Source organism: Pedobacter sp. ASV1-7 (assembly GCF_040203335.1).
Taxonomy (GTDB): Bacteria; Bacteroidota; Bacteroidia; order Sphingobacteriales; family Sphingobacteriaceae; genus Pedobacter.
In genome coordinates, this window is the sequence record NZ_JBEHBV010000005.1 from 319603 (window position 1) to 343426 (window position 23824).

The window sequence follows — 23824 nt, forward strand, 5'->3', positions numbered from 1 at the left end:
CTTATTTAAAGTCAGCAATTTTTATAATCTCAAAAGAAATCCCCTCATAAGGTCGGCCTATACCACCTTCATAAACAATGGCAATTTCCTGATCGGAGATTTTCACCAGATCCGAATAAGCAGATGGACCAGTATGAACCGTAAATACTTTAGCCCAGGTACTACCTTCATTTAAGCTCTGTTTCACAGTCATATTTACACGTTCAGCACTAGCCGCATTAGCGAAAAACAAGCTCAGATCATTATTCGTTTTGTAGGACAATAAGCTACCCTGGCATTGTGGGTCAACCAATGAAAAATCAGTACTTAAATTTGCCCAGGTATTTCCACCGTCAATACTGGTTGTCACCAATCTGTTTGGTGCATTGGTCCTGATGTTCAGCATTAATTTAGCATCTTTCAATTCAGTCACTGCACATTCACCACCCTGGTCTTGCGGTGTAGTACCTGCTATTTTCCAGGTCAGCCCATGGTCATCAGAAACAACTGTGTTAGAATAAGTTTTGCCGTTTGTACCATCATAATAATAACAAGGAACTACTAATCTACCTTTAAAGGTCCCCTCAGAAATCTGGATACCATGACAAGGGCCAGTACCATGCCATCTCCAATTGCTGTTTTTAACAGATGAAGTAATCTGAACAGGAGTTTTCCAGGTCTTGCCATCATCGTCAGATTTAGTGTAAAATACTCTCCTTGTATCAATTGCAGTCAGATTATTAATCTCACCATAAGTATCCTCACCATTGTTCCAGTTCATCATCAGGTGAATTTCACCGGTTATTTCATCCACAATAGGCACCGGATTACCACAGGTATTTGCTCCATCACTCCAAACTGTAATCATAGCCCCCCAGGTTTTACCGTTATCGGTTGAGCGCCTCAAAACCAGATCAATGTCACCGCTATCACCTGCCGAAGCCAGCTTACGTGCTTCCGCAAAAGCCAATAACGTTCCATCCTTAGTTTTTACAATTGCGGGAATCCTGAATACAGCATAACCCTCAGTTTTTTCCTTAAAAATATAGTTGAATTGTTTACCGGCAGAACCACCAGGAGCATTAGGCGAAGTTGGCGAACCACCACCACCCAATTCCAGCTTACCACAAGATATACCAGCACAACTTAAAAATATGATCAGTGTAAGATTTAATATATGTTTCATAGTTAATAGCCTAGTGTTTGAGTTAAATTAGGATTCAGATCGATTTGGGTCCTCGGAATTGGAAAAAACAGAGGCATATTCCCTTTAGCACCCAGATTAGGTACTTCATTATAAATGTTTATCGTACCGGCTTTGTGAAAACGGATCAAGTCAGGCCATCTTTTCAATTCAAGATAAAGTTCGCGAAAACGCTCGTCCAGAATCTCAGTTTCAACTGCAAGCTTTGTTTCCACACCAGGATAGTTACCAATTTTAGCACGGTTTCTAACTTTGTTCAGTTCCGTAATAGCTTCTGGAACACGGTTCAATGCCGCTAAGGCCTCCGCTTTAAATAGTATAATCTCGGCTAACCTGTAAACAATAATATCGTTTTCCCAGTACCGATCATCATCCTGATATATTGTACCTCTAAATTTATTATCAAAAATCCCGATAGTACTTCCATTGGCAGCAGTCGCTATAATATATGAGGCTGCTTTACGCACATCGGCATTAACAAATAAGTCTCTGAATTTCTGACTTGGTGAATAAGCACTTCTGGCACCACCCCTGGAGAAAGCAATATCATTTACATTTGTAGCATTCGAAACAAATATATCCCGCGGCTTAAGTGTACTGCCATATTGATCAGACTTATCAATCTTCTTACCGTTCTGATCAAACATATCATCTCTTTTAAAGTAAAGAGAGAATATAACCTCCTGGCCATTCTTAGTAGAAAAAATATTTGGAAAACCAGGCTCCAAGGAAACCCCGGCCATTGCCTGATCCGCTGTAATCACAGCTTCATTTAATGCTGCATCACCTCCAGCTAAAACCTTTGCTTTCCACAATAATGCATCTGTTTTTAAAGCATAAGCAGCTGGTTTTGAGGCACGACTTTTATTCACAAAGCCAGATTCAGGGAATAATGATATGGCCAGATTTACATCATTCAAAATCTGATCCATCACCTGAGTTTGCGGAGCTCTGGCGGGTAATGAAATCTGGTCACTCTCTGTAGGTTCAAGTACTATTGGTACATCACCCCACGAGCGCAATAACCAGAAATAAGTAAAAGCCCTGATGAAATGAGCTTCAGCTAATGCCCTGTTCTTATTATTTCCATTTGTAAATGAAATGATGTTACCATACTTTATTACCAAATTACAATGGTGAATCAAGTTATAATAACCAATCCAGTTGGGCGCATTAGAAGAGGTAAGGTTCTGCTGCCATGCACTTGACAAACCAGCCTCCAGGCCCGGACTAAATGTATCGCCTCTATCTTCCAGATAAAAAGTAGTATTGACAGAAGCTCTCATATCATAATATATTCCCGTTAAATATCCGGTAACATCATTCTCTGTATTCCAGTAACTCTCGCTGGTAATAGATGAAACAGGTTTTACATCTAATATCTTACTGCAACTACTTGTAAAAAATACGATTGCAATCAGTGAAATGGTTTTTATATATGTATTCATATTTATCTGCTTTAAATTATAATGACACATTTAAGCTGAAGCTATATTGTCTTGGTCTTGGATATTTCCCCTCATCACGGCCGGTAAAAATCTCAGGGCTCAAGCCATCATACTTGGTTAAATAACCCAGGTTGTAAACTCCCGCTGTAAGCTCTATTCCTTTGATAAAAGTTTTACCTAAAAATTTAGGGTTTAAGAAGTAAGCAAATGACACCTCTCTAAAGGCCAGGTAGTCCCCTTTCGAATAGTAAAGGGAATTATTACTCCCATCAGAATCATTACCAATTGAATTGGAGAAGCGCAGGTGATTCCTGAAGTTATAATCCACATCACTCTGGACTGTATATCTTGGTATGGTAGCGATGTCACCTTGTTCCTTCCAAACACTAGAGCCTAAAGCATCCTTCAACATCATGTTGTTATTTCTGGCACTACCATTTGTTTTAGCTCTGAAATTATTGTCGATCACATGACCTATGCCATAGTCAAGCACAAAGCGCATGCTTAATCCTTTATAGTTAAAAGTATTTACCATACCTCCGGTTTTGTCAGGCCTGATCAGCCCCATAAATATCATGTCGTTGTTATCAATTCGACCATTATTATCCAGATCGGCCCAGATCGCATCACCACCAAATTTTTGTCGCCCAGCAGTTTCCACATCATAAGGAGCATTAGCTGCATCTGCGTCAGTTGCATAAACACCTAATGATTTATAAGCCCAACGCTGTCCATAAGGTTCCCCTTCGGCCAAACCTCCAACCTTCATGTAAGTATTCGATGCGGGATCATACACATAATTACCTCCACTTCTGTTCTTATATTCTCCATTTTCAGGCAATTTAACAGCCAGCCCCCTGTTATATGAAAAATTGAATGCTGTATTCCAGGAAAAATTGGAATTTTTCACTGCGTTAAAAGCCAGTTCAAGTTCAAACCCTTCGTTACGGATCGAGCCATAATTACTGGTGATAGACGTAAAACCTGTTGTTGAAGTTAATGGCTTGTCAAACAATCTATCGGACGTTAATTTGTTGTAATAGTCCAGCACTAAAGTCAGTTTATTATTAAACAAACCTATATCAGCACCAACGTCAAATGATGCAGTAGTTTCCCATATTAAATTACGATTTGCCAGCACGGTATTCATTATCCCAACCTGCCCCATATAATTAAAGCCTGTAGCATAAGCACCTTGTGAATTACCGATAGTCAAATTATCATTGCCTGTCTGTCCCCAGCTCGATCTCAATTTAAAAGTAGAAACATAAGCTTGTATCGGTTGCCAGAAGTCTTCCATATGGGCATTCCATCCTGCCGATACACCGGCGAAAAGTCCTCTTTTATGTTCACTGGCAAAATTCGAAGAACCATCATACCTTAAGCTTGCAGAAAAAAGGTATTTCTTTCTAAAGTCATAAGTAAGTCTTGAAAAATAACTATCAATAACTTTAGTCTCTTTCGTTGTGCTTACCCTTTGTGTAGAGGCAGCCGTTGCGTTTAAAGTAGGGATATAGTCAGTGGGTGCAGAGTTACCACTACCATTCATATTGTAGGTATAATCATTGATATAACTAGTTCCCAGAATCGCATTGATATGATGATCTGAGGTTAGGTCTTTATCATAGGTCAATACTCCATCTAATTGTACCTTTTTGAAAAAATTATGATTGGCACTAACAGGTCTGGTTCCTACAATTTCATTAAATGCTTCAAAGCGGTTCTCCATCCCCTCACTGGTATTCAGGTAAGCCGCTGGTGCAAAAGTCAAACCGGGTAAAATATCCCATTTAGCTCCCAAACCTAAAGTAACTCTGTGCACTTTAATATCATTATTCTTTTCCTTATAATACACTTCGTGGTTACGGTTCCTGAAAGAAGCAATCCCCTCACCCGGTGCAGGTAAACCATTTTCATAGTTTAGTCTATACGTAAAAGGCATGAGTACAGATCTACTAAGTGAATTGAAATAACTGGTTGGCGAATCGTTATCACTGATTGAATACCCCACATTGGCATTCAGACTCCATTTTTCACTTAGCTTATAAGTTCCATTAAACAAAGCGTTGTAATTTTTATATCCTGTTCCCAGAACAATCCCCTTCTGATCAGAATAACCAGCTCCAAAATAATAAGTAGCTTTATCATTGCCGCCCGACAAGTTAAAATCATATTGCATTTTCAAGGCATTCTGAAAAAACACATCCTGGTAATTCGTTTCCTTAAAAATCAGCTTTTTATTGGTAACAGGATCAGTCATAGTCTGCCAGCCCTCATTTGCAATTAAGGAAGAAACATATTCCTGTCCATAGTTCTGAATATAAGTATCTAAAAACTCCAATGTGTTTTTAGAATTTCTTGGATTACCAGTCGACATTCCGTAACGGCCACCCGTCAGGAAAAAATCAGGGTTAGTCTTGTTATAATTCATAATATTTTTCCTGGAGATATAGATATATTCTTCTGCACTTGCAAAATCATATTTGTTCGCCTGAACATCTACTCCGGAAGAAACTTTAAAATTAATTTGTGTAGGACCCGACTTACCAGATTTGGTTTTTACGATAATTACTCCATTTGCCGCCCTTGCACCATAAATTGCTGTCGAGGCTGCATCTTTAAGCACTTGCATAGATTCAATATCATCAGGATTAAGGTCTACTATATTTCTTGATGTACCAACAATACCGTCCACAATAATTAGTGGAGCATCAGTCTCTGGTGATGTTGAACTACCACCGCGAATAAAAATTTGTGGAGTTGCTCCGGGTTGTCCATTCGACATCTGAAGCGAAAGACCTGCCACCTTCCCCTGTAATTGCATTAAGGGATTTGTTCCTGGTGCATTCTTAAATTCCTCTGCACTAACTTTTGATACAGATGTAGTCAATGTAGTTCTCGACTGCACACCATATCCAATTACCACCAGTTCATCTAATGCATTCACATTAGCGAGCAGATCAACATTCCATACTGTTTTTCCTGTTACATTAACCTCTTTGGTATCATATCCTATATACGAGAAAATCAGGATACCCTTACCATCCGGAACCTGAATTGAATATTTTCCATTAATGTCTGTGGTGGAAGCAATGGAGCTACCCTTCAATTTCACTCCTACACCCGGTAGTGTTTCCGAAGTGTTGCCAGTTACTACGCCCGTAATTGTAACTGGTTTCTGAGCATAACTACTATAGGCACAAAGTAAAAATATACCTATCAGCCAAAGCATGTTTTTATTGTTCATAATTCAAATTTGATATTTGGTTTAGTATTTATGTACTACATAACAAATGTGTGAACTATTTTTTCAAAATGCAAGTTAAATTTACGTGATGAAATTGTTACAAAACAAAAAAAGCCCTAAAAAGGGCTTTAAACAATTAAAAATCATTTCTATTTATTTGTTTTTAATTTACTTAACCTATCAAAATGTGGTTGCAAATGAGCTTGCATTCCAATTTTAAAATCTTCTTTAGTCCCATTTTTTAGAATTTGTACCAGATCCATATGATTAACTTTTCCTCTGATTGGTTTCTGTTCCTGCGTCAATACATACTCAAAAGTCGGCATCAGCATAATCTGAAATCTCTTCAAAGTATCATTGCCCGTAATGTCGTATAATTTCCCGTGAAAAGCGATTTCACTTTTAATGCGAAAGGAGTCGTCCAGTTTTGCTTCCTTTTTAGCAATATTTTCTAACTCCTCAATATCCTTATCCGTCTTTCTGATGTATAGCAGGTCTGCTAATCCCATTTCAAGTACAAGGCGGAGTTCAAAAATATCCTGTAAAGTATTGTTATCAATAATCAGGGGATCAAGTACCCGCTCAAAAGCACCCAGAATATCAGGACGCGCCAGGATCATACCGCGCTTCTTCTTGGTTTCAATCATGCCCAACATTCTCAATCGGCTCAGTGCTTCACGCAATACATTTCTGCTGATGCCCAATGCTTCGGCCAGTTCCAGTTCTTTAGGTAATGCATCCCCCGGACGGAAGGACTTCTTTTTCAAATACTCTCTTAGCCTTACTTCAACAATATCAGCCATTGTATTTGACGATATCGGAGCCAGGTCTTTACTTAAATCATTTGTTGCCATAGTGATAAAACAAATGTGAGATATTTTTTTGTTATTATGTACTACAAGATTAAAATATTTTAAGTTAAAAATTGCTGGTTACAAACTACAAAATTATATTCAATTTGTTGATCAGAATAGACAAAAAGACTTCAGTGGAATATCTGGCCAAGATAATATATAAAATTAATAACGAAAAATACTTACATTTAATGAGATTAAATGCATACGTATGGTTAAACCAAATATACAACACACTCAACTTGCTATAAATTTTCTAAACCAATATCATCCCCTTTCTCCTAAAATAAGAACTAAAATAGAGAAAGAACTTTTCCAGATCAGTTATAAAAAGGGGCAACACATCTTTGGTCAGGGCGAGCGATGTACTGCATTATATTTTATACTTCAAGGTGTTGTTGTAGGTTATACCTTGTTGAACAATAGACGACTGACTACCTTTATCTGTGCAGAAGGAGACGCCGTTTCCTCTATCTCTGGTATGTACGGGGAAAAGCCCTCAGGAGAAAGCATTCTGGTTTTAGAAGATGTACTTCTTTTAGGGTTAAAAGTAGAAACCATAGTCGATTTACTGAATACCAGTATAGAAATGAATATCATTATTAGAAAAATTCTGGAAGGGTTTTATAAAGCAGCGCATGAAAGATCAAACATGGTACGTTTAGGCACTGCCAGAGATAAATATAACTATTATGCATCTGTTGCGCCACAACTGATTAACCGGGTTCCTGCAGAATACATCGCCGATTACCTGGACATTAATTGTAAAACCCTTGAAAGGATACTTAAAAAGTATGCTAAAACAAATGATGTTCAGCTTGCAAGAGAAAGGTGCAAATTAATTGAGAACTTTCTAGTCAGAGAAGAAGGATTCAAACAACAGGGATTAACCATTGCAAAACTCTCTGAAGAGCTTTCCATTCCAGTTCACCAATTGTCAAGCTTGATCAATGCGACATACAAAAAGAGTTTTAATACTTTTATAAATAGCTATAGGGTAATTCATGTGCGTACTCAGCTTCAAAACTACCACAAATGGAAACACCTTAAAATTGAAGGCCTCGGAGCAGAAAGTGGCTTCTCATCCAGAAGTGTGTTTTTTGCAAAATTTAAAGAACATACAGGCTCTAGTCCGGTCGAATACCTTAAATCACTTCAACAATCGAGTCCGGATTTCTAAATCAGGACTTTTTTACTCCATAAAGATGGTAGTTTAAACTTAAAAGCATATTACATTTGCTTTAACGAAAAACAATCATCCCTCTACCTCTGAAATTATAGTAACCACAAAAATTATTATGATGACGGAACAAACGCTGCCTGAATGGGCTTTAGTACAAAAAACTTATAAGGATTGCCCTAATTGTGAAAATGGTAAATTAGACATACGAATCAGAAGAAGTACATTAGTAAAGACTTTTCTTTTCTTTGTAGATCTTAAAAGATATGAATGTAGCTGCTGTGGCCATAAGGCTTATGTATCAAATAAGCAACTATCGTAAGAGGCCTTAAAAATCCTGGTAAAGATTTCTAAAGGTGCTGCGTAAGCCAAAAGTAAACAAGGCTGTATTTGTATTTTTCAGATTATTGGTCTCTCGCCTTAGCACACCACCAAGTTCTAAGCGTAAGTTATATTTTGGATTCAACAGGTAAGATGCTCTTCCCTCAGCAAAATAAAGATTGGTTTTTATACCCTGACCGATTTTGTTGTCATAGTCGGCCACTCTTGTATCGTATCCTTTAAAGATATCTTTACCATAATTCATCCCCTCAGGGTCCAGGCCATAACGTGCATACGTTATTTGACCTTGGAGGTCAAATCTCTTGTAGCTGTAGTTTAATATTCCTAAAACCTCTTTAAAGTTAGCCCCCATTGGATGGGCTAAAGGTTGGTTCATTGCCCCATAATTGGACAGCCTTTCAAAGTGTGCATAAGTGTAAGGCCTCGCTGTGTTAAATTCGAAGAGGTAATTTAAGTTTTCGACTTTAAACAAATCAGCTCCTCTAAAACCTATTTGTAATGCCCATTTATTGGCCCAGTATCCATTGTTGCTAAAAAATTCTTTAGCTGTAAATTCATCAATCATAAACTGGCCATATAGAGTTGTTTTGTCCAGAATCTCATACTTACTATTAATACCTAATCGCATTTTATCAGGCGAGGTTGTATTAGCTCCTTCTACCGACCTTAAGAAGATAAATGGATGTACATAATTGAAATCAAAACCTCTTTTCCCTTCAGGTTCAGCATCTGCCCATGTTACCGCCTGAAAAAAACCAACAGAAAACCTATTTGTGGCGTTCCAGTCTATGTAATGCATAGCTGCCCATTTACCACGATCTCCTAACCGACGATCAGCAGTTAATTTTTCGGCACCCGGATCTAGCATATAGCCAAAAATAGTTTGGTACTGCACATTCCCCAAACTTGCTCTAACTCTTAAAAATGAATAATTGGCTGCCACATCCGACAACAACATGGAACGGTAACCATCACCAATAAAGTTCTTATCGTAACCTAATGCAATATTCAAGTGCTTATTTGGTGTGTAAGAAAGCAGGGCAGTCACATACGACCAGTCTTTTGTTTTCTTACCAAGCTTACCACTCATTTCACTTGGCACTACCTGATTAGTATTGATAAAATCGGTTATATAATTTGCAAATACTCCCTGGTTCTCAAAGCCATTAGTATAAAAAGAGAATTTCTCACCCACTGTCCCACCAATCTGAAAACCCCGTGTGTTTTTCCATATCGTACTGCCATTTTTAAAGTCCCGGCCAATCTGGAAATCAGGAAGAAAATCTGCATATACTGTATAGTCCTCCCCTTTAAAATTAAAAAGGTGTTCTTCAGTTAGTTTGCGTCTAACCCAAGAGCGTTTATTTATTGAATCAACCCCCATCTGCATTAAATCATTGTACCTATTTACCAATAGGGAATCGTCGGCATAAAAACCTTTAATTGCAGAATGCGAACGATTGTTTACATCGTATACAGACTTATTTAACTTTTGATAAAACTGATAAGAATAGGGTATATTTACATTTGGGGTCTGTGCTTTTATACTTTGAGAAGCTAGTAACCAGATCCCCAGTAATAGGAATTTCTTCATTTCTAAGAGTTTTCTTCTACTGGTACCACAGCATCCAGTTCTTCAAATACAGAGTTTTTACTGAGGAACTCTGGTACAATAACTTTCATCTGCTTTACAACCTCTCTATTATTACTTAACGTAGCAAATTGCACCAGTTGATGAATTTGCATTTCAATTTCATTAAAAACATATTCCCTCACCTGTCCGATCATAATTTTTTCATGGTGAGTTGGCATGGTACTCTCCTGATCATTCAACAATTCCTCAAAAAGTTTCTCGCCTGGTCTTAAGCCAGAATAAGTAATCTTAATATCCTGATTAGGCACTAGTCCAGCTAAGCGGATCATTTTTTTTGCTAGCTCCACAATCTTAACCGATTTACCCATGTCAAAAACAAAGATCTCTCCACCTTTACCCATACAGCCAGCTTCTAAAACCAACCGGCAAGCTTCCGGTATAGTCATAAAATAACGTGTAATTTCAGGATGAGTAACTGTAACTGGCCCTCCATTTTCAATCTGCTGCTTAAATCTAGGAATAACAGAGCCATTAGAACCCAGTACATTCCCAAATCGGGTAGTAATGAATTTTGTGATCGGCTTAACATTTCCTTCATTCAGATAACTTAAACCATTCGTAAAAATCTGATCAGGATTAGTTAGTGAATTATTTAACGACTGTACATAAATCTCAGCAATACGTTTAGATGCCCCCATTACATTGGTTGGGTTGACAGCTTTATCTGTAGAGATCATAACAAACTTCTGAACACCATATTTTACCGAAAGATCTGCAATAGTTTTTGTGCCGAATACGTTTGTTTTAATCGCCTCTGCAGGATTATCTTCCATCAAAGGCACATGTTTATATGCCGCAGCATGATAAACGTAATGTGGCTTATATGTCGTGAAAAGCTTTTCCATTCGTTTCACATCCCTTACATCACCTATAAAAGCATGAAAATTTATATTAGCATGAGTTTCTTCGAGCTCCAGATAAATATTGTGCAAAGCAGTTTCACTTTGATCACATAGTATAATCAGTCCGGTTTCAAATTTCAACAGCTGCCTTACAATTTCACTACCAATAGAACCTGCGGCACCAGTAATCAATATCCTTTTACCTTTCAATTGATTTTGAATTCCATCTATATCAATCTGAATGGCTTTTCTATTTAATAAATCCTCAATATTGATATTTTGGATCTGCGCAATCGTAACTTGCCCCTTTGCCCATACCTCTGGAGAAGGTATATTTAAAATTTTAACATTATTTTCCAGGGCAATATCAACTACTTGGTTTTTACGTTCCACTGGAATTGCATAAGAAGCAAAAATGATCTCATCTACCTCATGTTCTGCGATTAATTTCTCCAGATTTCCCGCATCTAATATCCTTACCCCATCAATGGTTTTACCTACTTTTCTAAGGTCATCATCCACAAAGGCAATAATGGTTTTATTTACTTTAGGATCGTGGTCAAAAGTTCTTTTTGTGGCCACACCTGCTTCACCCGCACCATAAATAATAACTCTGATTTTATCCAGACTGGCATTTTTAATGTACATAAAAAAGTACTTCACAATAATCCTATAAGTAATCAGAAATAAGAAATTACATAAAGTGTAAGTTATAATGGTCACTGCACTGATTACATGTTCTCCGGTAATCACGATGGCCATTGCGTGGACAAAAAACAAGATTAAAGAACTGAGCACCACCGCGAATAATATACGAAAGGAATCCTGGGCAGAAGTATACCTGACTATGCCTGCATAGGTCTTTACTGAGAAAAACACCAATGAATTGACAATGATCATTAAGACCACCGCTTTATAAAAAGCCAGAAAATCTATGTGATTGAGGGCGAAATTCTTCTGAAGGATTACCGCAAATAGCAAAGCAATGACACTTAAACAAATATCAATTGTAAAGATAATCCAGCGCGATACAATTTGTAGTTTTGTAAACATATAGGCTACGTAAAAATGATCGTTACAAACCTAACAATAATTACACCAAAAAGGTTTATCAATAAATGAACATTAATTTAATCCCCACGTATTTAGACGCTTATCATTATTTTTTTCTTTAAAAAAATATAACAAAGCACTAATGGCAACGTGGCTAATATGAACAGGTATCCAAAATCAATTGGCCAATAGATAATAATCAGAACAATTAGACATTGGAGTGCAGCATACAATGTTGCAACCCATAAATGTGGCCATTTTTGATCATTGGCTAAAATCTGGTAGAAATGTAGCCGATGTGCTTTAAAGATATTCTGTTTCAACAGTAATCTATGAATAATGGTCAATATCGCATCTACGCCATAAACTGATAAAAATAAAATATAGGCATAATTTTCCGTCTGAATGATCAGCTTAAATATCAGATAACTGATCCAAAAGGCGATACTTATACTGCCCACATCTCCAGCAAAGCACTTGGCTCGTTTACGGAAATTAAAGAATAAAAATACCAGACAAGCTAAAACAGGTAACCAGATTAAATCCGGTTCAATAAAAGATGTGAACTGATAATTCACATATTGTAAGCCCCCCAGAACAACCAGGCTATATAATCCGGTTATTCCATTAATGCCATCCATAAAATTATAAGCATTGATGATTCCTATCACCAATATATATATTGCTATACAAAAATACCAGGGATAAATCTGAAAAATATTGAGTGCAAAAAACAACAAGGTTACAGCAGTCAGGTGAAAAAAGATTCTAATCTTGTTAGATAGTGTAATCCTATCATCTATAAAACTAATCGTTCCAATAATTATCATCCCTAGAATAGGTAGCCAGAACTCAGAATGTAGAATTAAGCAAAAAATTGCTGAAATCAGAAAGATTATTCCTCCACCTCGTATCGTTACTTCAGTGTGTGAACTTCTTTCGTTTGGTTTGTCAATGATGTTATAATGATCTGCAAGCTTAAAATAAAGCAGCATCATTATAAACATCAATATAACTAAAATTGGGCACAGCATTATTTAATGATTTTCAATAAATAGTTACCATAACCACTTTTTACTAAAGGTGTAGCAATTGTACGGAGCTGTTCTTTATCAATAAAACCCATTCTATAAGCAACCTCTTCAATACACCCCACTTTCAAACCCTGACGCTCTTCTATTACTTCAACAAATTGCCCTGCTTGCATCAAAGAATGAAAAGTTCCAGTATCAAGCCAGGCAGTACCTCTACTCAATACGCCTACTTTTAGCTTTCCCTTTTCCAGATAAACTCTATTTACATCTGTGATTTCATATTCACCACGTGAAGAGGGTTTAATATTTTTAGCAATTTCTACTACACTGTTATCATAAAAGTACAAACCTGGAACCGCATAATCAGATCTAGGAGCTAAGGGTTTCTCTTCAATCGAAACTGCTTTGTTATCCTGATCAAACTCGACAACTCCGTAACGTTCAGGATCTGAAACTCTATAAGCAAAAACGACTCCCCCATCTGGATCAGAACTATTCTGCAACAATTTAGCCATACCATCACCATAGAAAATATTATCTCCTAAAACAAGGGCAACCTTATCTTGTCCAATAAAATCCGCACCAATTACAAAGGCTTGAGCAAGGCCATTCGGCTCATGTTGCACCGCATAAGAAAATTTACAACCCAAAGAACTTCCATCACCTAATAATCTTTCAAAATTCGGGAGATCGTGTGGAGTAGAAATAATTAAAATTTCATTTATCCCTGCCAGCATTAAGGTCGATAATGGGTAGTAAATCATTGGCTTATCATAAACCGGCATCATTTGTTTACTCATCACAAGTGTCAAAGGATGTAGTCTTGTCCCACTTCCTCCTGCTAAAATTATTCCTTTCATTATTTTTCAAGTAGATTCAATTCCTGTATACATCTTACAAGGCTATCCCGCCAATATGGAATATCCATATCAAATGTATTTTTAATTTTTGCCTTGTCCATTACAGAAAAGGAAGGGCGAATTGCCTTTGTCGGATATGCAGAACCCGGTATTGGATTCAATTTTACTGTAATCTCACTAATATCAAAAATTGCTTTTGCAAAATCATACCATGAAGTAATCCCCTCATTACTATAATGGTAGGTGCCATAGGCAAGCTTTCCAGATTCAATTATATCAAAAATAGCTACGGCCAGATCCATCGCATAGGTTGGTGTTCCCACCTGATCAACAATAACACCTAACTGCTCTCTTTCAGATCCTAATTTACGCATGGTCTTCACAAAGTTGTTAGCAAACTCTGAATAAAGCCAACTAGTTCTTAATATAAAATATTCTTGCAGGACCATTGCAATTTCCAGCTCACCTTCCAGTTTTGTTTTACCATAAACATTAATAGGATTGACGGTATCTTCTTCGTTTAACAACTTAGGTAAGTTTCCCTCGAACACAAAATCAGTGGAAACATGGACAAGTGTAGTCTTGAACTCATCACAAAACCTTGCTAAGTTTGCTACCCCATCTTTATTGATCTTTTCACAAAGCTCCACCTGCTCCTCTGCATTGTCAACCGCAGTATAAGCAGCGCAATTGATTACAAACTCCGGTTTCTCCTTCGCAAATAAAGCAGACAGTATATCAATATCTAATATATTCCCTTCTATTTCGTCTAAAAACAATATAGATTCATATTCACGCTGCCTACTTAATTTACTAATACATTGTCCGAGCTGTCCAAGGCCTCCAAATACTAATACTTTCTTCATACTTCTATAGTTGAAAGAAAAGGCAACATTAAATCTTTTTCTGCAATTATTCTTTTATCTTCCTCAATTAACCAATCAATATTCAAATCCGGAGAAGCCAGATGATATCCTTGTTCAGCTTCCTTATTATAAAAATTATCACATTTATAAAAAAATTCTGCTGTTTCACTTAACACAGCAAAGCCATGCAAAAAACCTCTCGGGATATATAATTGTAACCTGTTTTCTGCACTCAGACGAATGGCTACATGTTGACCATAAGTTACGGACCCTGGCCTGACATCTACTGCCACATCTAACACCTCACCTTGTAAAACCCTAACCAATTTTGCCTGGGCGTATTCTCCAGCCTGGGCATGTAATGCCCTGATCACACCATAAGATGAATAACTCTGATTGTCCTGCACAAAAGTACCAGACATTCCAGTTAACCTTTCAAAGGTTGCAGAGTTGAAGCCCTCATAAAAATACCCTCTACTATCTTCAAATACTTTTGGTTTGAAAATAAAACACCCCTTTAATGCTGTTTCTTGTATTTCCATCTACTAAAATTATAAATAATCAATACCATATTCTTCAACCATCTTTCCTGCGACCTTTTTGATTTGCTGTTCTTCTGATTTTGGATAAATTAACAAAACATTTCCATCATCTACAATAATGTAATCGCTTAAACCCTTCACCACCGCCGCCTTTCCTTTTGGCAACTGAATAATGCAATCTTCAGTTTCACTCACATAAACTGCAGAACAATTTATTACATTATTACAAGCATCCTTTTGAGCAATGGTATGTAATGATGCCCAAGTGCCAAGATCAGACCAACCTATATCCGCTGGAATAGTATAAACATTCTCCGCTTTCTCAAGTATCGCATAGTCGATAGAAATATTAGGAGAGTTCGGATAATTTTCTTTTATAAAAGCGGATTCCTTATCAGTCGAAAAATATGCTATTCCACCTTCAAAAAGCGCAGCAATTTCGGGAGCATATTTTTGAAATGCATCGATAATTGATTTACCTGACCAGATGAATATCCCTGCATTCCATAAATAATCCCCACTTGCGACAAACTCTTTCGCTGTTTCCAATATTGGCTTTTCCATAAACCTTTCAACAGGATATACTCCCTCATTATCCTCCTTCTTGAAATTAATGTAACCATATCCCGTGTCCGGTCTAGTTGGTTGAATTCCAAGTGTAAGTAACGCGTCATTAGATTCAGTAAAACCTAAAGCAAGGTTTAGCTTTATTAAAAACTCATTCTCTTTTAAAATAAGATGATCAGAGGGTGCAACGACAATATTTGCATCTGCATTAATTTTATGAATTTTATAACTTGCGTAAGCAATACAAGGCGCAGTGTTATTACGACACGGCTCAAGCAGAATCTGAGTATCAGAAATATCAGGAATCTGTTCATTTATTAAATCCTTATAATGCTCATTACTTAAAACATAAATATTTTCTGGAGGACAAATATTTAAAAATCTCTCGTAAGTAAGTTGCAATAATGATTTACCGATACCCAATATATCAATGAACTGCTTTGGAAAATGCTGACGACTTTTTGGCCAAAAGCGGCTGCCTACCCCTCCTGCCATAATCAATACATAGTTATTTTGCTTCATTTGTCTTCCAGGTTATATCCTTAATTTCATTATAAACTTTCCTAATCCCGTCTTCAAGAGTGATACGAGCTTTCCATCCCAAATTATTTAATTTCGATACATCCATTAATTTTCTCGGAGTACCATCAGGCTTTGAAAGATCTCTCAGGATCTCACCTTCAAAACCAATAATTTTTTTCACTAATTGTGCTAGGTCCAATATGGAAATATCCTCACCAACACCAATATTAACCAAACCTGATTCATTATATTTCTCCATCAAATAAACGCAAGCATCAGCAAGATCATCTGAGTGCATAAACTCTCGCTTAGGCTTACCTGTACCCCAAATAGTAACCGATTCTTCGGCATTACGTTTTGCTACAATAAATTTTCTAAGCATTGCCGGCAGTACATGCGAATTTTTTAAATCGTAATTGTCATTAGAACCATACAAATTCGTTGGCATAACTGAAATAAAATTGCACCCATATTGATCTCTGTAAGCGTCACACAATTTAACTCCAGCAATTTTAGCAATGGCGTAAGGCTCATTTGTAGGCTCCAATTCTCCAGTCATCAAATATTCCTCTTTCAGAGGTTGAGGAGCTAGCTTAGGGTATATGCAAGATGACCCTAAAAACATTAACTTTTTTACACCATTTAAGTAAGATTGATGAATAATATGATTTTGTATCATTAGATTTTGATATAGAAAATCGGCCCGATAGGTATCATTAGCAATGATTCCTCCAACTTTCGCTGCTGCTAAAAAGACGTATTCGGGCCTTTCCGCTTCAAAGAAGGAGGCTACTGCATTATAATCCCTCAGATCAAGTTCTGCAGAGGTTTTAAACATAAGGTTATCAAAACCTTCAGATTGAAGTTTGCGTAAAATCGCTGATCCTACCATTCCTCTATGCCCAGCAATGTAAATCCTATTAGATCTATTCATTACTCAAATTGATTTTTCACAGTATAGCCAGCTTCTTTAAGCATTAGTTCTTTACGGAAATGGTCAATATCCGAGGCCATCATTTCCTTCACCAAAGCCTGCAAATCATATTGAGGCTTCCAACCTAATTTTGTTTTTGACTTTGTTGGATCTCCTATTAACAAATCCACTTCAGTTGGCCTAAAATATTTCGGATCTACAGCAACTACTTCCTTTCCAATTTCAAGTATAAACTGTTTATTTGAACAAGATTTCACATATCCTTTTTCCTCAATACCCTCACCCTTAAATTCAATTTCGATTCCCACTTCCGCAAAAGACATTTTAACAAAGTCCCGAACAGTAGTAGTTACACCTGTGGCAATAACATAATCTTCGGCTACCTCTTGTTGTAAAATTAACCACATGGCTTCGACGTAATCCTTTGCATGTCCCCAATCGCGACGCGCATCCAAATTTCCAAGATATAACTTATCTTGTAAAGCTAAGGCAATTTTTGATGTACCTCTTGTGATCTTTCGAGTAACAAACGTTTCGCCTCTTAATGGACTTTCATGATTAAATAAAATACCGTTACATGCAAACATACCATAAGCCTCTCTGTAATTAACAGTTATCCAATAAGCATACATTTTAGCAACAGCATATGGAGACCGTGGATAAAATGGAGTAGTTTCAGATTGAGGTACTGCCTGAACCAAACCATATAATTCGGAAGTAGAGGCTTGATATATTTTTGTTTTCTTTTCAAGACCTAAAATCCGTAAAGCTTCAAGCAAACGAAGCGTCCCAATTCCATCGGCATTAGCAGTATATTCAGGTGTATCAAAGCTAACCTTAACATGGCTCATTGCACCAAGGTTATAAATTTCGTCTGGCTGTACTTCCTGAACGATTCTGATTAAGTTTGTCGAATCGCTTAGATCTCCGTAATGTAATTTAAACCTTACATTGGATTCATGGGGATCCTGGTATAAATGATCTATACGTTCCGTATTAAATAATGAACTTCGGCGTTTAATGCCATGAACCATATATCCTTTTTTTAATAGTAAATCAGCTAAATAAGCTCCATCCTGACCAGTTATTCCTGTTATAAGTGCTGTTTTCATTTTTGAAATTAGTATGTGTAGATTTTAGTTTTTAATATAGGTATATAGTTTAGTTATAAAAGATCTTTCAGAATACAAGATATTTTGCAACTGAATTTAGATCAACTAGAAAAACTGTGTGAGTCTTTTAAATATTTTAATTGGCAATAAAAAAGTTGGCACCTTTAAATCATTCCTTTTCCAAGCATCTAAAACCTCCTTATTGGCTTTAATTATATTATTTAAATTTTTATTGCTTGCGCCACCAAGACGCATCCTAACCATCAAACGGGAGATATATTTTGAATTAAAATTGTATTTTTTAAAAATTCTAAGCATGAATTCATAGTCAGCTGCCAGCTTATATTTTACATCAAAAAGTCCTGCCTTTTTATACACACATGCTTTCAAAAATAAAGAAGGATGAGGAGGAACATTACCTCTTTCAAAATAATTGCTATAATAACTTGAAGATTTCCAATTTCTAACAACTTTATCAATGTCATCTGATTTAACATATACTAAATCACCATATAAAATATCCAGTTTAGGATCTTCATCAAAATATCTTTTAACATCTTTCAAGACATTATCATCTGCATAAAGATCATCCGAATTTAAAATTCCAATTATATCCCCAGTTGCACACTGAATTCCCTTATTCATTGCGTCATAAATTCCATTGTCTTTTTCCGAAATTATTTTATGGATCTTCTCTTTATATTTATGAATTAGTTCTAAAGTACCATCATTAGACTTTCCGTCAATGATTATATACTCAATATCAGAACAGTTTTGTGATAGTACAGACTTTATCGCCTCTTCGATCGTCGTGACATTATTATATACCACTGTAATTATAGAAATTTTCATATACTACGCTTTTTGTTGATTATTCTTCTCACAATGGCCAGGAATAAATTATATCTAAATTTAAATTTTGAAGACAAAGTTTCGTTACTCGTAAAATCTTCATTTAAGAATGTTGCGTTCTCGTCGTGTCTTCTATATATCATCAATTTATCCTTAATAAAAACCGGTTTAAAATATATTTCCGATATCATCCCTAGCCACATATCATGCATAGGAATATCCTTTGGAAAAGGAAGAGCAACCTGTATTACTTTTCTCTTAAAAGCCATACAACAACCTAAATAGGAATTTCTAACAAAATTTTTCAAGATTCCGTTGCGAGATTTTCTCCATTCAAAATATGAATCTCTTATAATATTTAAAGAACCATCCCCAATGAAAGCATTACTTACAACCAAATCATATTTTTGCAATGCAGACAACATAACTTCAACTTTATTTTCAGACCATTTGTCATCTTGATCAGATAAGAATATAACATCCCCATCTGAATGTTTCAAAGCATTTTCAAAGTTAAAAATAGGGCTCTTAAATTGCTGATTTTCTATTATCTTAATCCTTTTATCATTAAATGAACGTATGATCTCAATAGTATTATCAGTAGACGAATCATCCGAAATAACTAGTTCGTCACTCAGCTTCAATTGCGGCAAAATTGAAGCGATTTGATCTTTAATATATTTGCCTCCATTATAAGTGGCCATACAAACTGATATTTTTTTCATTTATGATTTCTCTTTTCTTAATAAATAAAGTGCCAGACAATTTAAAACGACGGCTTGAGGGGCAAACAGAAGTGGATTCCCAATTGAGGGTAGTAAATAGCACATGCATCCAATAGCTGTTATTGCATATCTAACATTATAACCAATAATTACATTTGCAATAGCTTTAAAAATTATAACCAAATATAATAGCACAGCAACAATGCCAAAAATGCCAAACTTGTGAATCAAGGATAAATAAGAGAGCTCAAAACCATATGGTTTATCTAAATTTCTTGAATAGCCAGGGATAACAGCACCTAAACCCTTACCCCAAATTGTAAGATCCTGAAGTAAATAAAAAAGCTGTTCATATCTGCGAATATTTGCTTCGTCTTTATTATCAAAAGTAGCTGTAATTATATTGAAATAGCCAAAAGACAACAATAAAACCACTAATATCACTAATAATACAAGAAAGAAGATTATCTTTTTATTTATATATCCATGATAAAACCCTCTAAAAAAAAGAGCAAACGGGAGTGTAAATAATATAAAAAGATAGCCGAGCATAAATCCTTTTGATGCCGTAAAAAACATCACACACATTGTGAAGAACATGAATGCAAAAAAAACGCGAATGTTTTGTTTTAAATTTCGCACATCGAAATACTCTAATTTCTGATATCTAGAAGCTATAAAGGCAGACATATATAAAGCCAATGCCGGGAACAATGAGATCTGGCTAACAAAATATATCCTTCGTTGCCCTGTACTTGAGCCTCCAGTAAACTCACCTAAAAAGAATAGGAAATTTGCTGGAATATTTGTAAAACTAAAAATGAATAACAAAACAGTGATACAACCAATAGAAACTCCGGCATAAATAGCTAGTTTATAAATTTTCTCCTTTGGTATTCGAAACTGAAGCAATAGGTAGTAGACAAAGTAAAGTACCATTCCTGCATTGTTAGCAACAATATAACTTAACTTATTACCGCTCAAAAATCCAAGAATCAACCCATATGCCCATAACAGAATAAAACCAAATGCAATAAAATCCCAAGCTATAGTTCTTAAGTAGAATCTCCTTTGAACTAAAAAAAAAAGTAACACCAATAAGCCGAAAAGTCCATAACAAGGTCCGGAACCAATGTTAGTACCTACGATTATAAAGCAAAGAAACAGAAATATTGTCTCGGTTTTAATACCGGAATTAGTGCGCCCTTTCAACAATTGTTTATTTTAAAAGATTTAAAGACACTTACAAAGTTACTAAAATATCATTCAGGTCTTTTACAGAATTCATTACTCTCTGACCATGACAATAGCCCTTAAAACCCTCTACCTCAGACAAAGCCTTTGCAAAAGTTTTTTTCGCTGATTCTTCAGTAGAGATATCAATAAACGAGGCATCGCCAAACTGCTCTCTATGTATTGGAAGATCCGAAAGTATTAATGGAGTACCAAACATAATCCCTTCTTCAACGCATGATGACCAACCTTCATAAGAAGAAAAATTCAGGATAGCCTTAGCATTTTTCATTAATAAGTTAAGCTCTTCCGAGTCAACAAGTCCTAAATTTATAATTTCAATCTTACTTTTACTGATGGCATCTTGTAGATCTTTTGAGTATTTATCATTTCTCGGGTCACTTAACCTTCCTGTTAGAACGAGTCTTTCGCTTGGAAAAGACTGAAGGATATTAATTAAAAGCAAGTGATTCTTATGTGCCCAACCCTGATGTGGATACATAAGAAATCCTCCTCTCGGCAAATTAAATTCTTTTATCTTAACAGTATCTATTTCTGGTACGTCAAACTTAGGCTCAGCAAAAGACCACTTAACGATTTTATCCTTAAAAGCAGGATAAAGAATCTTCATTCGCTCCAAATCAGTTTTGGATTGTGTTAGAAGATAATCGCAAGTTCTCAACTGAAGAAGAATGTACAATTTCCTAGAAATAACCTTGTTTTTAGGGAAAAGATGTTCCAAATCATAAACCTGAAAATCTGGAAACCAATGAACTAACTTAATATTATAATGTTTTTTCAGAAATTTTGGCAAAAAAATATCTGAAAAAAATACGTTCCCATTTTTTACATATTTTAAGAGGAATATTGAAAAAAAGGAAATACCTAGAAACCTAGCCATCAGGCGATCCAATCTATATAAGATAGAGGGTATTTTAAAAAAAAACTCCTTTTTTGGAACTGAAATATTCAACGGACTTTTACAGTTTACGTATACTATATTTAAATCAATGTCCTGATCTGTTAGAGACAAAATTTTGATAAATCGTTCAATATACCTTATGCCACCAATGTAATGCGGAGCATCAATAACTATAGTAATCTTCATTTTTAATTTTATTGATTTTAACTGAAAGTTGTCTAATAATTAATACACCAATCAACTTTATAATTTCAATTGTTTAAAGTACTCGACATATTCTGCAATACCATCAGCCAACACTACTTTTGGGTTCCAATCATATGTCAAAGTATGGGTCATATCTGCCCAAAAATATTTTGGATCCCCTTCTCTTGTAACTCCATTAAATGTAATTTTTAATGGTCTATCAAACTGAATTGCGACAAGTCTCAAAATCTCTTGTATTTCCGTTCTAACACCACTTGCACCGTTAACTACATCCCACCCCACAAAGGCGTCCGAAAACTTAACAATGAGCGCTCCGGCATCTTCTACATTTATCCAGTCCCTTGTTTCTTTTCCCGTACCAAAAAATATGATCTCGTCAACATTTGTAGTTACGATTTTTTTACATGCATCGTATATTAATTGCTTTTGTAAACCCTTTCCGTATATGGAGAAAAATCTGATAATTCCAATATCTAAATCGTAGTTATTTCGATAGGATAAACATAATTCTTCGGCTATCTTTTTGTTAAATCCATAAGGAGAAATGGGATTCGAAATAATGTTTTCTTGAATGGGTAAATCCTGAAGATTCCCCTGAACTGCAGGACTAGATGGATATATAAACTTACATTTAGGTGCTTGCAAACGTATGTATTCCAATAATGAAAGTGTACTTTGAACACTTTTTTGAAAGTCTTCATACGGATTAGAATGAGAAAAAGCCACAGAACCACTTCCACCACAATGAACGATAATATCGAATCGCTCATTGATATTCATTAAAGACTCAAATGTAATCGTAGATTCCAACCAAGTGTCAATTCCCCATTTAGTATATTCTTCCAAATACCATTTACCATGTCCAATTCCTGTTACATGGCATCCACTGTCCTTAAATTTTCTTGCTGTATGCCTTCCTAAAAAGCCATAAGCACCCGTTATTAAAACTCGTTTCATTTTATTTTCTTAATGCTTCAGGAATCTCTTTTATCACCTTCGCTGGGTTTCCTCCAACAATACTCCATGCAGGTACATCCTTAGTTACTACGCTTCCAGCACCTACAATTGCCCCTTGTCCAATAGTTACACCTTTTAGAATGATACAATTCATTCCAATCCAAGCATTAGAACAGATCCTAATAGGTTGGCTCTCTACAACATTCCAATTTTTGTTTTCGATGAAAAGCTTTCCTGACCTATAATCTTCCAATTGCTGCGTAATATCATGTTCACGCTCTCCGTAATCTAATGAATGAGAATTGTGATCATAAAAATAACTTCCCCAAGCAACAAATATATTATCTTCGAAAACAACTCCTGTTTTACAAATAATATTAGAATTGCCTAAATAATTCCTATTTCCAATAACAACCTTACCTTCCCCTGATTCAAATAAAATCTTACAATCTAATATACAATCATTACCAATCTCCACATAATTTCTGCCAGCCACACCTTTAATAACTCTCAATCTAAAGTTTTCTAAAAAATGACTATTGCCTATTTTTATATGCTGCAGATTTGATTTTAAGTGTAACTTAAGGAGAAGCTTCTTAAGTGAGTTAATAATTAAAGAAATCATAATTTGTTTTTAAAATAAATAAGAAATATTCCTGCTTAAATACATATTATTAGCCTACTCGTT

The 23824-nt window shown here is 35.7% G+C and carries 20 protein-coding genes; 1 reads left to right on the forward strand and 19 read right to left on the reverse strand.

Annotated features, from left to right (window positions below; all coding sequences use genetic code 11):
* Position 1: 1 nt before the first annotated feature.
* The 4 genes from ABDJ41_RS13870 to ABDJ41_RS13885 all read right to left on the reverse strand — a co-directional run bounded on the left by ABDJ41_RS13870 (position 2) and on the right by ABDJ41_RS13885 (position 6732).
* Positions 2-1165, reverse strand: coding sequence for a sialidase family protein (locus ABDJ41_RS13870; RefSeq protein ID WP_349786649.1), 1164 nt, complete (start codon positions 1163-1165; stop codon positions 2-4).
* Positions 1166-1167: 2 nt separating this feature from the next.
* A complete protein-coding gene (locus ABDJ41_RS13875) occupies positions 1168-2631 on the reverse strand; it encodes a RagB/SusD family nutrient uptake outer membrane protein (RefSeq protein ID WP_349786650.1) in 1464 nt (487 codons plus the stop codon).
* Positions 2632-2647: 16 nt separating this feature from the next.
* Entirely contained in the window at positions 2648-5878 is a 3231-nt protein-coding gene (locus tag ABDJ41_RS13880) for a SusC/RagA family TonB-linked outer membrane protein (RefSeq protein WP_349786651.1), read from the reverse strand.
* A 149-nt stretch (positions 5879-6027) separates the two neighbouring features.
* Complete coding sequence (locus ABDJ41_RS13885; RefSeq protein WP_349786652.1) at positions 6028-6732, reverse strand: FadR/GntR family transcriptional regulator; 705 nt, start codon at positions 6730-6732, stop codon at positions 6028-6030.
* A gap of 211 nt (positions 6733-6943) precedes the next feature.
* Between ABDJ41_RS13885 and ABDJ41_RS13890 the strand changes: the two genes are divergently transcribed.
* Complete coding sequence (locus ABDJ41_RS13890) at positions 6944-7912, forward strand: helix-turn-helix domain-containing protein (RefSeq protein ID WP_349786653.1); 969 nt, start codon at positions 6944-6946, stop codon at positions 7910-7912.
* A gap of 328 nt (positions 7913-8240) precedes the next feature.
* On the opposite strand, the gene ABDJ41_RS13895 is transcribed toward ABDJ41_RS13890, so the two are convergent.
* The 15 genes from ABDJ41_RS13895 to ABDJ41_RS13965 form a co-directional block, all read right to left on the reverse strand.
* On the reverse strand, positions 8241-9848 hold the full coding sequence (locus ABDJ41_RS13895) for a gliding motility protein RemB (protein ID WP_349786654.1): 1608 nt from the start codon (positions 9846-9848) through the stop codon (positions 8241-8243).
* 2 nt (positions 9849-9850) lie between these two features.
* Positions 9851-11803 carry a polysaccharide biosynthesis protein gene (locus ABDJ41_RS13900; protein ID WP_349786655.1) on the reverse strand — a complete coding sequence of 651 codons (1953 nt, stop codon included), beginning with the start codon at positions 11801-11803 and terminating at the stop codon, positions 9851-9853.
* Between the two features lie 92 nt (positions 11804-11895).
* Complete coding sequence (locus tag ABDJ41_RS13905) at positions 11896-12801, reverse strand: MraY family glycosyltransferase (RefSeq protein ID WP_349786656.1); 906 nt, start codon at positions 12799-12801, stop codon at positions 11896-11898.
* Positions 12802-12836: 35 nt separating this feature from the next.
* Positions 12837-13697 carry a glucose-1-phosphate thymidylyltransferase RfbA gene (gene rfbA, locus ABDJ41_RS13910; RefSeq protein ID WP_349786657.1) on the reverse strand — a complete coding sequence of 287 codons (861 nt, stop codon included), beginning with the start codon at positions 13695-13697 and terminating at the stop codon, positions 12837-12839.
* Complete coding sequence (gene rfbD / locus ABDJ41_RS13915; RefSeq protein ID WP_349786658.1) at positions 13697-14563, reverse strand: dTDP-4-dehydrorhamnose reductase; 867 nt, start codon at positions 14561-14563, stop codon at positions 13697-13699. The genes rfbA and rfbD overlap by 1 nt, the downstream gene beginning before the upstream one ends.
* Entirely contained in the window at positions 14560-15105 is a 546-nt protein-coding gene (gene rfbC, locus ABDJ41_RS13920; protein ID WP_349786659.1) for a dTDP-4-dehydrorhamnose 3,5-epimerase, read from the reverse strand. Before rfbC ends, rfbD begins: the two co-directional genes overlap by 4 nt.
* Positions 15106-15114: 9 nt before the next feature.
* Complete coding sequence (locus tag ABDJ41_RS13925) at positions 15115-16167, reverse strand: mannose-1-phosphate guanylyltransferase (RefSeq protein WP_349786766.1); 1053 nt, start codon at positions 16165-16167, stop codon at positions 15115-15117.
* A gap of 13 nt (positions 16168-16180) precedes the next feature.
* Positions 16181-17128: a GDP-L-fucose synthase family protein gene (locus tag ABDJ41_RS13930; protein ID WP_349786660.1), complete on the reverse strand. Its 948-nt coding sequence runs from the start codon at positions 17126-17128 to the stop codon at positions 16181-16183.
* Positions 17128-18240 (reverse strand): GDP-mannose 4,6-dehydratase, encoded by a 1113-nt coding sequence (gene gmd / locus ABDJ41_RS13935; RefSeq protein ID WP_349786661.1) that lies wholly within the window; start codon positions 18238-18240, stop codon positions 17128-17130. Before gmd ends, ABDJ41_RS13930 begins: the two co-directional genes overlap by 1 nt.
* A 105-nt stretch (positions 18241-18345) precedes the next feature.
* Positions 18346-19092, reverse strand: coding sequence for a glycosyltransferase family 2 protein (locus ABDJ41_RS13940; RefSeq protein ID WP_349786662.1), 747 nt, complete (start codon positions 19090-19092; stop codon positions 18346-18348).
* Entirely contained in the window at positions 19089-19796 is a 708-nt protein-coding gene (locus ABDJ41_RS13945) for a glycosyltransferase family 2 protein (RefSeq protein WP_349786663.1), read from the reverse strand. The genes ABDJ41_RS13940 and ABDJ41_RS13945 overlap by 4 nt, the downstream gene beginning before the upstream one ends.
* A gap of 21 nt (positions 19797-19817) precedes the next feature.
* Positions 19818-20912, reverse strand: coding sequence for a hypothetical protein (locus ABDJ41_RS13950; RefSeq protein WP_349786664.1), 1095 nt, complete (start codon positions 20910-20912; stop codon positions 19818-19820).
* A 148-nt stretch (positions 20913-21060) separates the two neighbouring features.
* Positions 21061-22158 carry a glycosyltransferase gene (locus tag ABDJ41_RS13955; RefSeq protein WP_349786665.1) on the reverse strand — a complete coding sequence of 366 codons (1098 nt, stop codon included), beginning with the start codon at positions 22156-22158 and terminating at the stop codon, positions 21061-21063.
* Between the two features lie 57 nt (positions 22159-22215).
* Positions 22216-23136, reverse strand: a complete 921-nt coding sequence (locus tag ABDJ41_RS13960; protein ID WP_349786666.1) for an NAD-dependent epimerase/dehydratase family protein — start codon at positions 23134-23136, stop codon at positions 22216-22218.
* Between the two features lies 1 nt (position 23137).
* A complete protein-coding gene (locus ABDJ41_RS13965) occupies positions 23138-23761 on the reverse strand; it encodes an acyltransferase (protein ID WP_349786667.1) in 624 nt (207 codons plus the stop codon).
* Positions 23762-23824 lie beyond the last annotated feature (63 nt).

Excerpts from the sequence above, each read along its gene's own strand:
- ABDJ41_RS13870 (WP_349786649.1), bottom strand. The coding sequence starts at position 1,165 with ATGAAACATATATTAAATCTTACACTGATCATATTTTTAAGTTGTGCT.
- ABDJ41_RS13875 (WP_349786650.1), bottom strand. The coding sequence starts at position 2,631 with ATGAATACATATATAAAAACCATTTCACTGATTGCAATCGTATTTTTT.
- ABDJ41_RS13880 (WP_349786651.1), bottom strand. The coding sequence starts at position 5,878 with ATGAACAATAAAAACATGCTTTGGCTGATAGGTATATTTTTACTTTGT.
- ABDJ41_RS13885 (WP_349786652.1), bottom strand. The coding sequence starts at position 6,732 with ATGGCAACAAATGATTTAAGTAAAGACCTGGCTCCGATATCGTCAAAT.
- ABDJ41_RS13890 (WP_349786653.1), top strand. The coding sequence starts at position 6,944 with ATGGTTAAACCAAATATACAACACACTCAACTTGCTATAAATTTTCTA.
- ABDJ41_RS13895 (WP_349786654.1), bottom strand. The coding sequence starts at position 9,848 with ATGAAGAAATTCCTATTACTGGGGATCTGGTTACTAGCTTCTCAAAGT.
- ABDJ41_RS13900 (WP_349786655.1), bottom strand. The coding sequence starts at position 11,803 with ATGTTTACAAAACTACAAATTGTATCGCGCTGGATTATCTTTACAATT.
- ABDJ41_RS13905 (WP_349786656.1), bottom strand. The coding sequence starts at position 12,801 with ATGATGCTGCTTTATTTTAAGCTTGCAGATCATTATAACATCATTGAC.
- rfbA (WP_349786657.1), bottom strand. The coding sequence starts at position 13,697 with ATGAAAGGAATAATTTTAGCAGGAGGAAGTGGGACAAGACTACATCCT.
- rfbD (WP_349786658.1), bottom strand. The coding sequence starts at position 14,563 with ATGAAGAAAGTATTAGTATTTGGAGGCCTTGGACAGCTCGGACAATGT.
- rfbC (WP_349786659.1), bottom strand. The coding sequence starts at position 15,105 with ATGGAAATACAAGAAACAGCATTAAAGGGGTGTTTTATTTTCAAACCA.
- ABDJ41_RS13925 (WP_349786766.1), bottom strand. The coding sequence starts at position 16,167 with ATGGCAGGAGGGGTAGGCAGCCGCTTTTGGCCAAAAAGTCGTCAGCAT.
- ABDJ41_RS13930 (WP_349786660.1), bottom strand. The coding sequence starts at position 17,128 with ATGAATAGATCTAATAGGATTTACATTGCTGGGCATAGAGGAATGGTA.
- gmd (WP_349786661.1), bottom strand. The coding sequence starts at position 18,240 with ATGAAAACAGCACTTATAACAGGAATAACTGGTCAGGATGGAGCTTAT.
- ABDJ41_RS13940 (WP_349786662.1), bottom strand. The coding sequence starts at position 19,092 with ATGAAAATTTCTATAATTACAGTGGTATATAATAATGTCACGACGATC.
- ABDJ41_RS13945 (WP_349786663.1), bottom strand. The coding sequence starts at position 19,796 with ATGGCCACTTATAATGGAGGCAAATATATTAAAGATCAAATCGCTTCA.
- ABDJ41_RS13955 (WP_349786665.1), bottom strand. The coding sequence starts at position 22,158 with ATGAAGATTACTATAGTTATTGATGCTCCGCATTACATTGGTGGCATA.
- ABDJ41_RS13960 (WP_349786666.1), bottom strand. The coding sequence starts at position 23,136 with ATGAAACGAGTTTTAATAACGGGTGCTTATGGCTTTTTAGGAAGGCAT.
- ABDJ41_RS13965 (WP_349786667.1), bottom strand. The coding sequence starts at position 23,761 with ATGATTTCTTTAATTATTAACTCACTTAAGAAGCTTCTCCTTAAGTTA.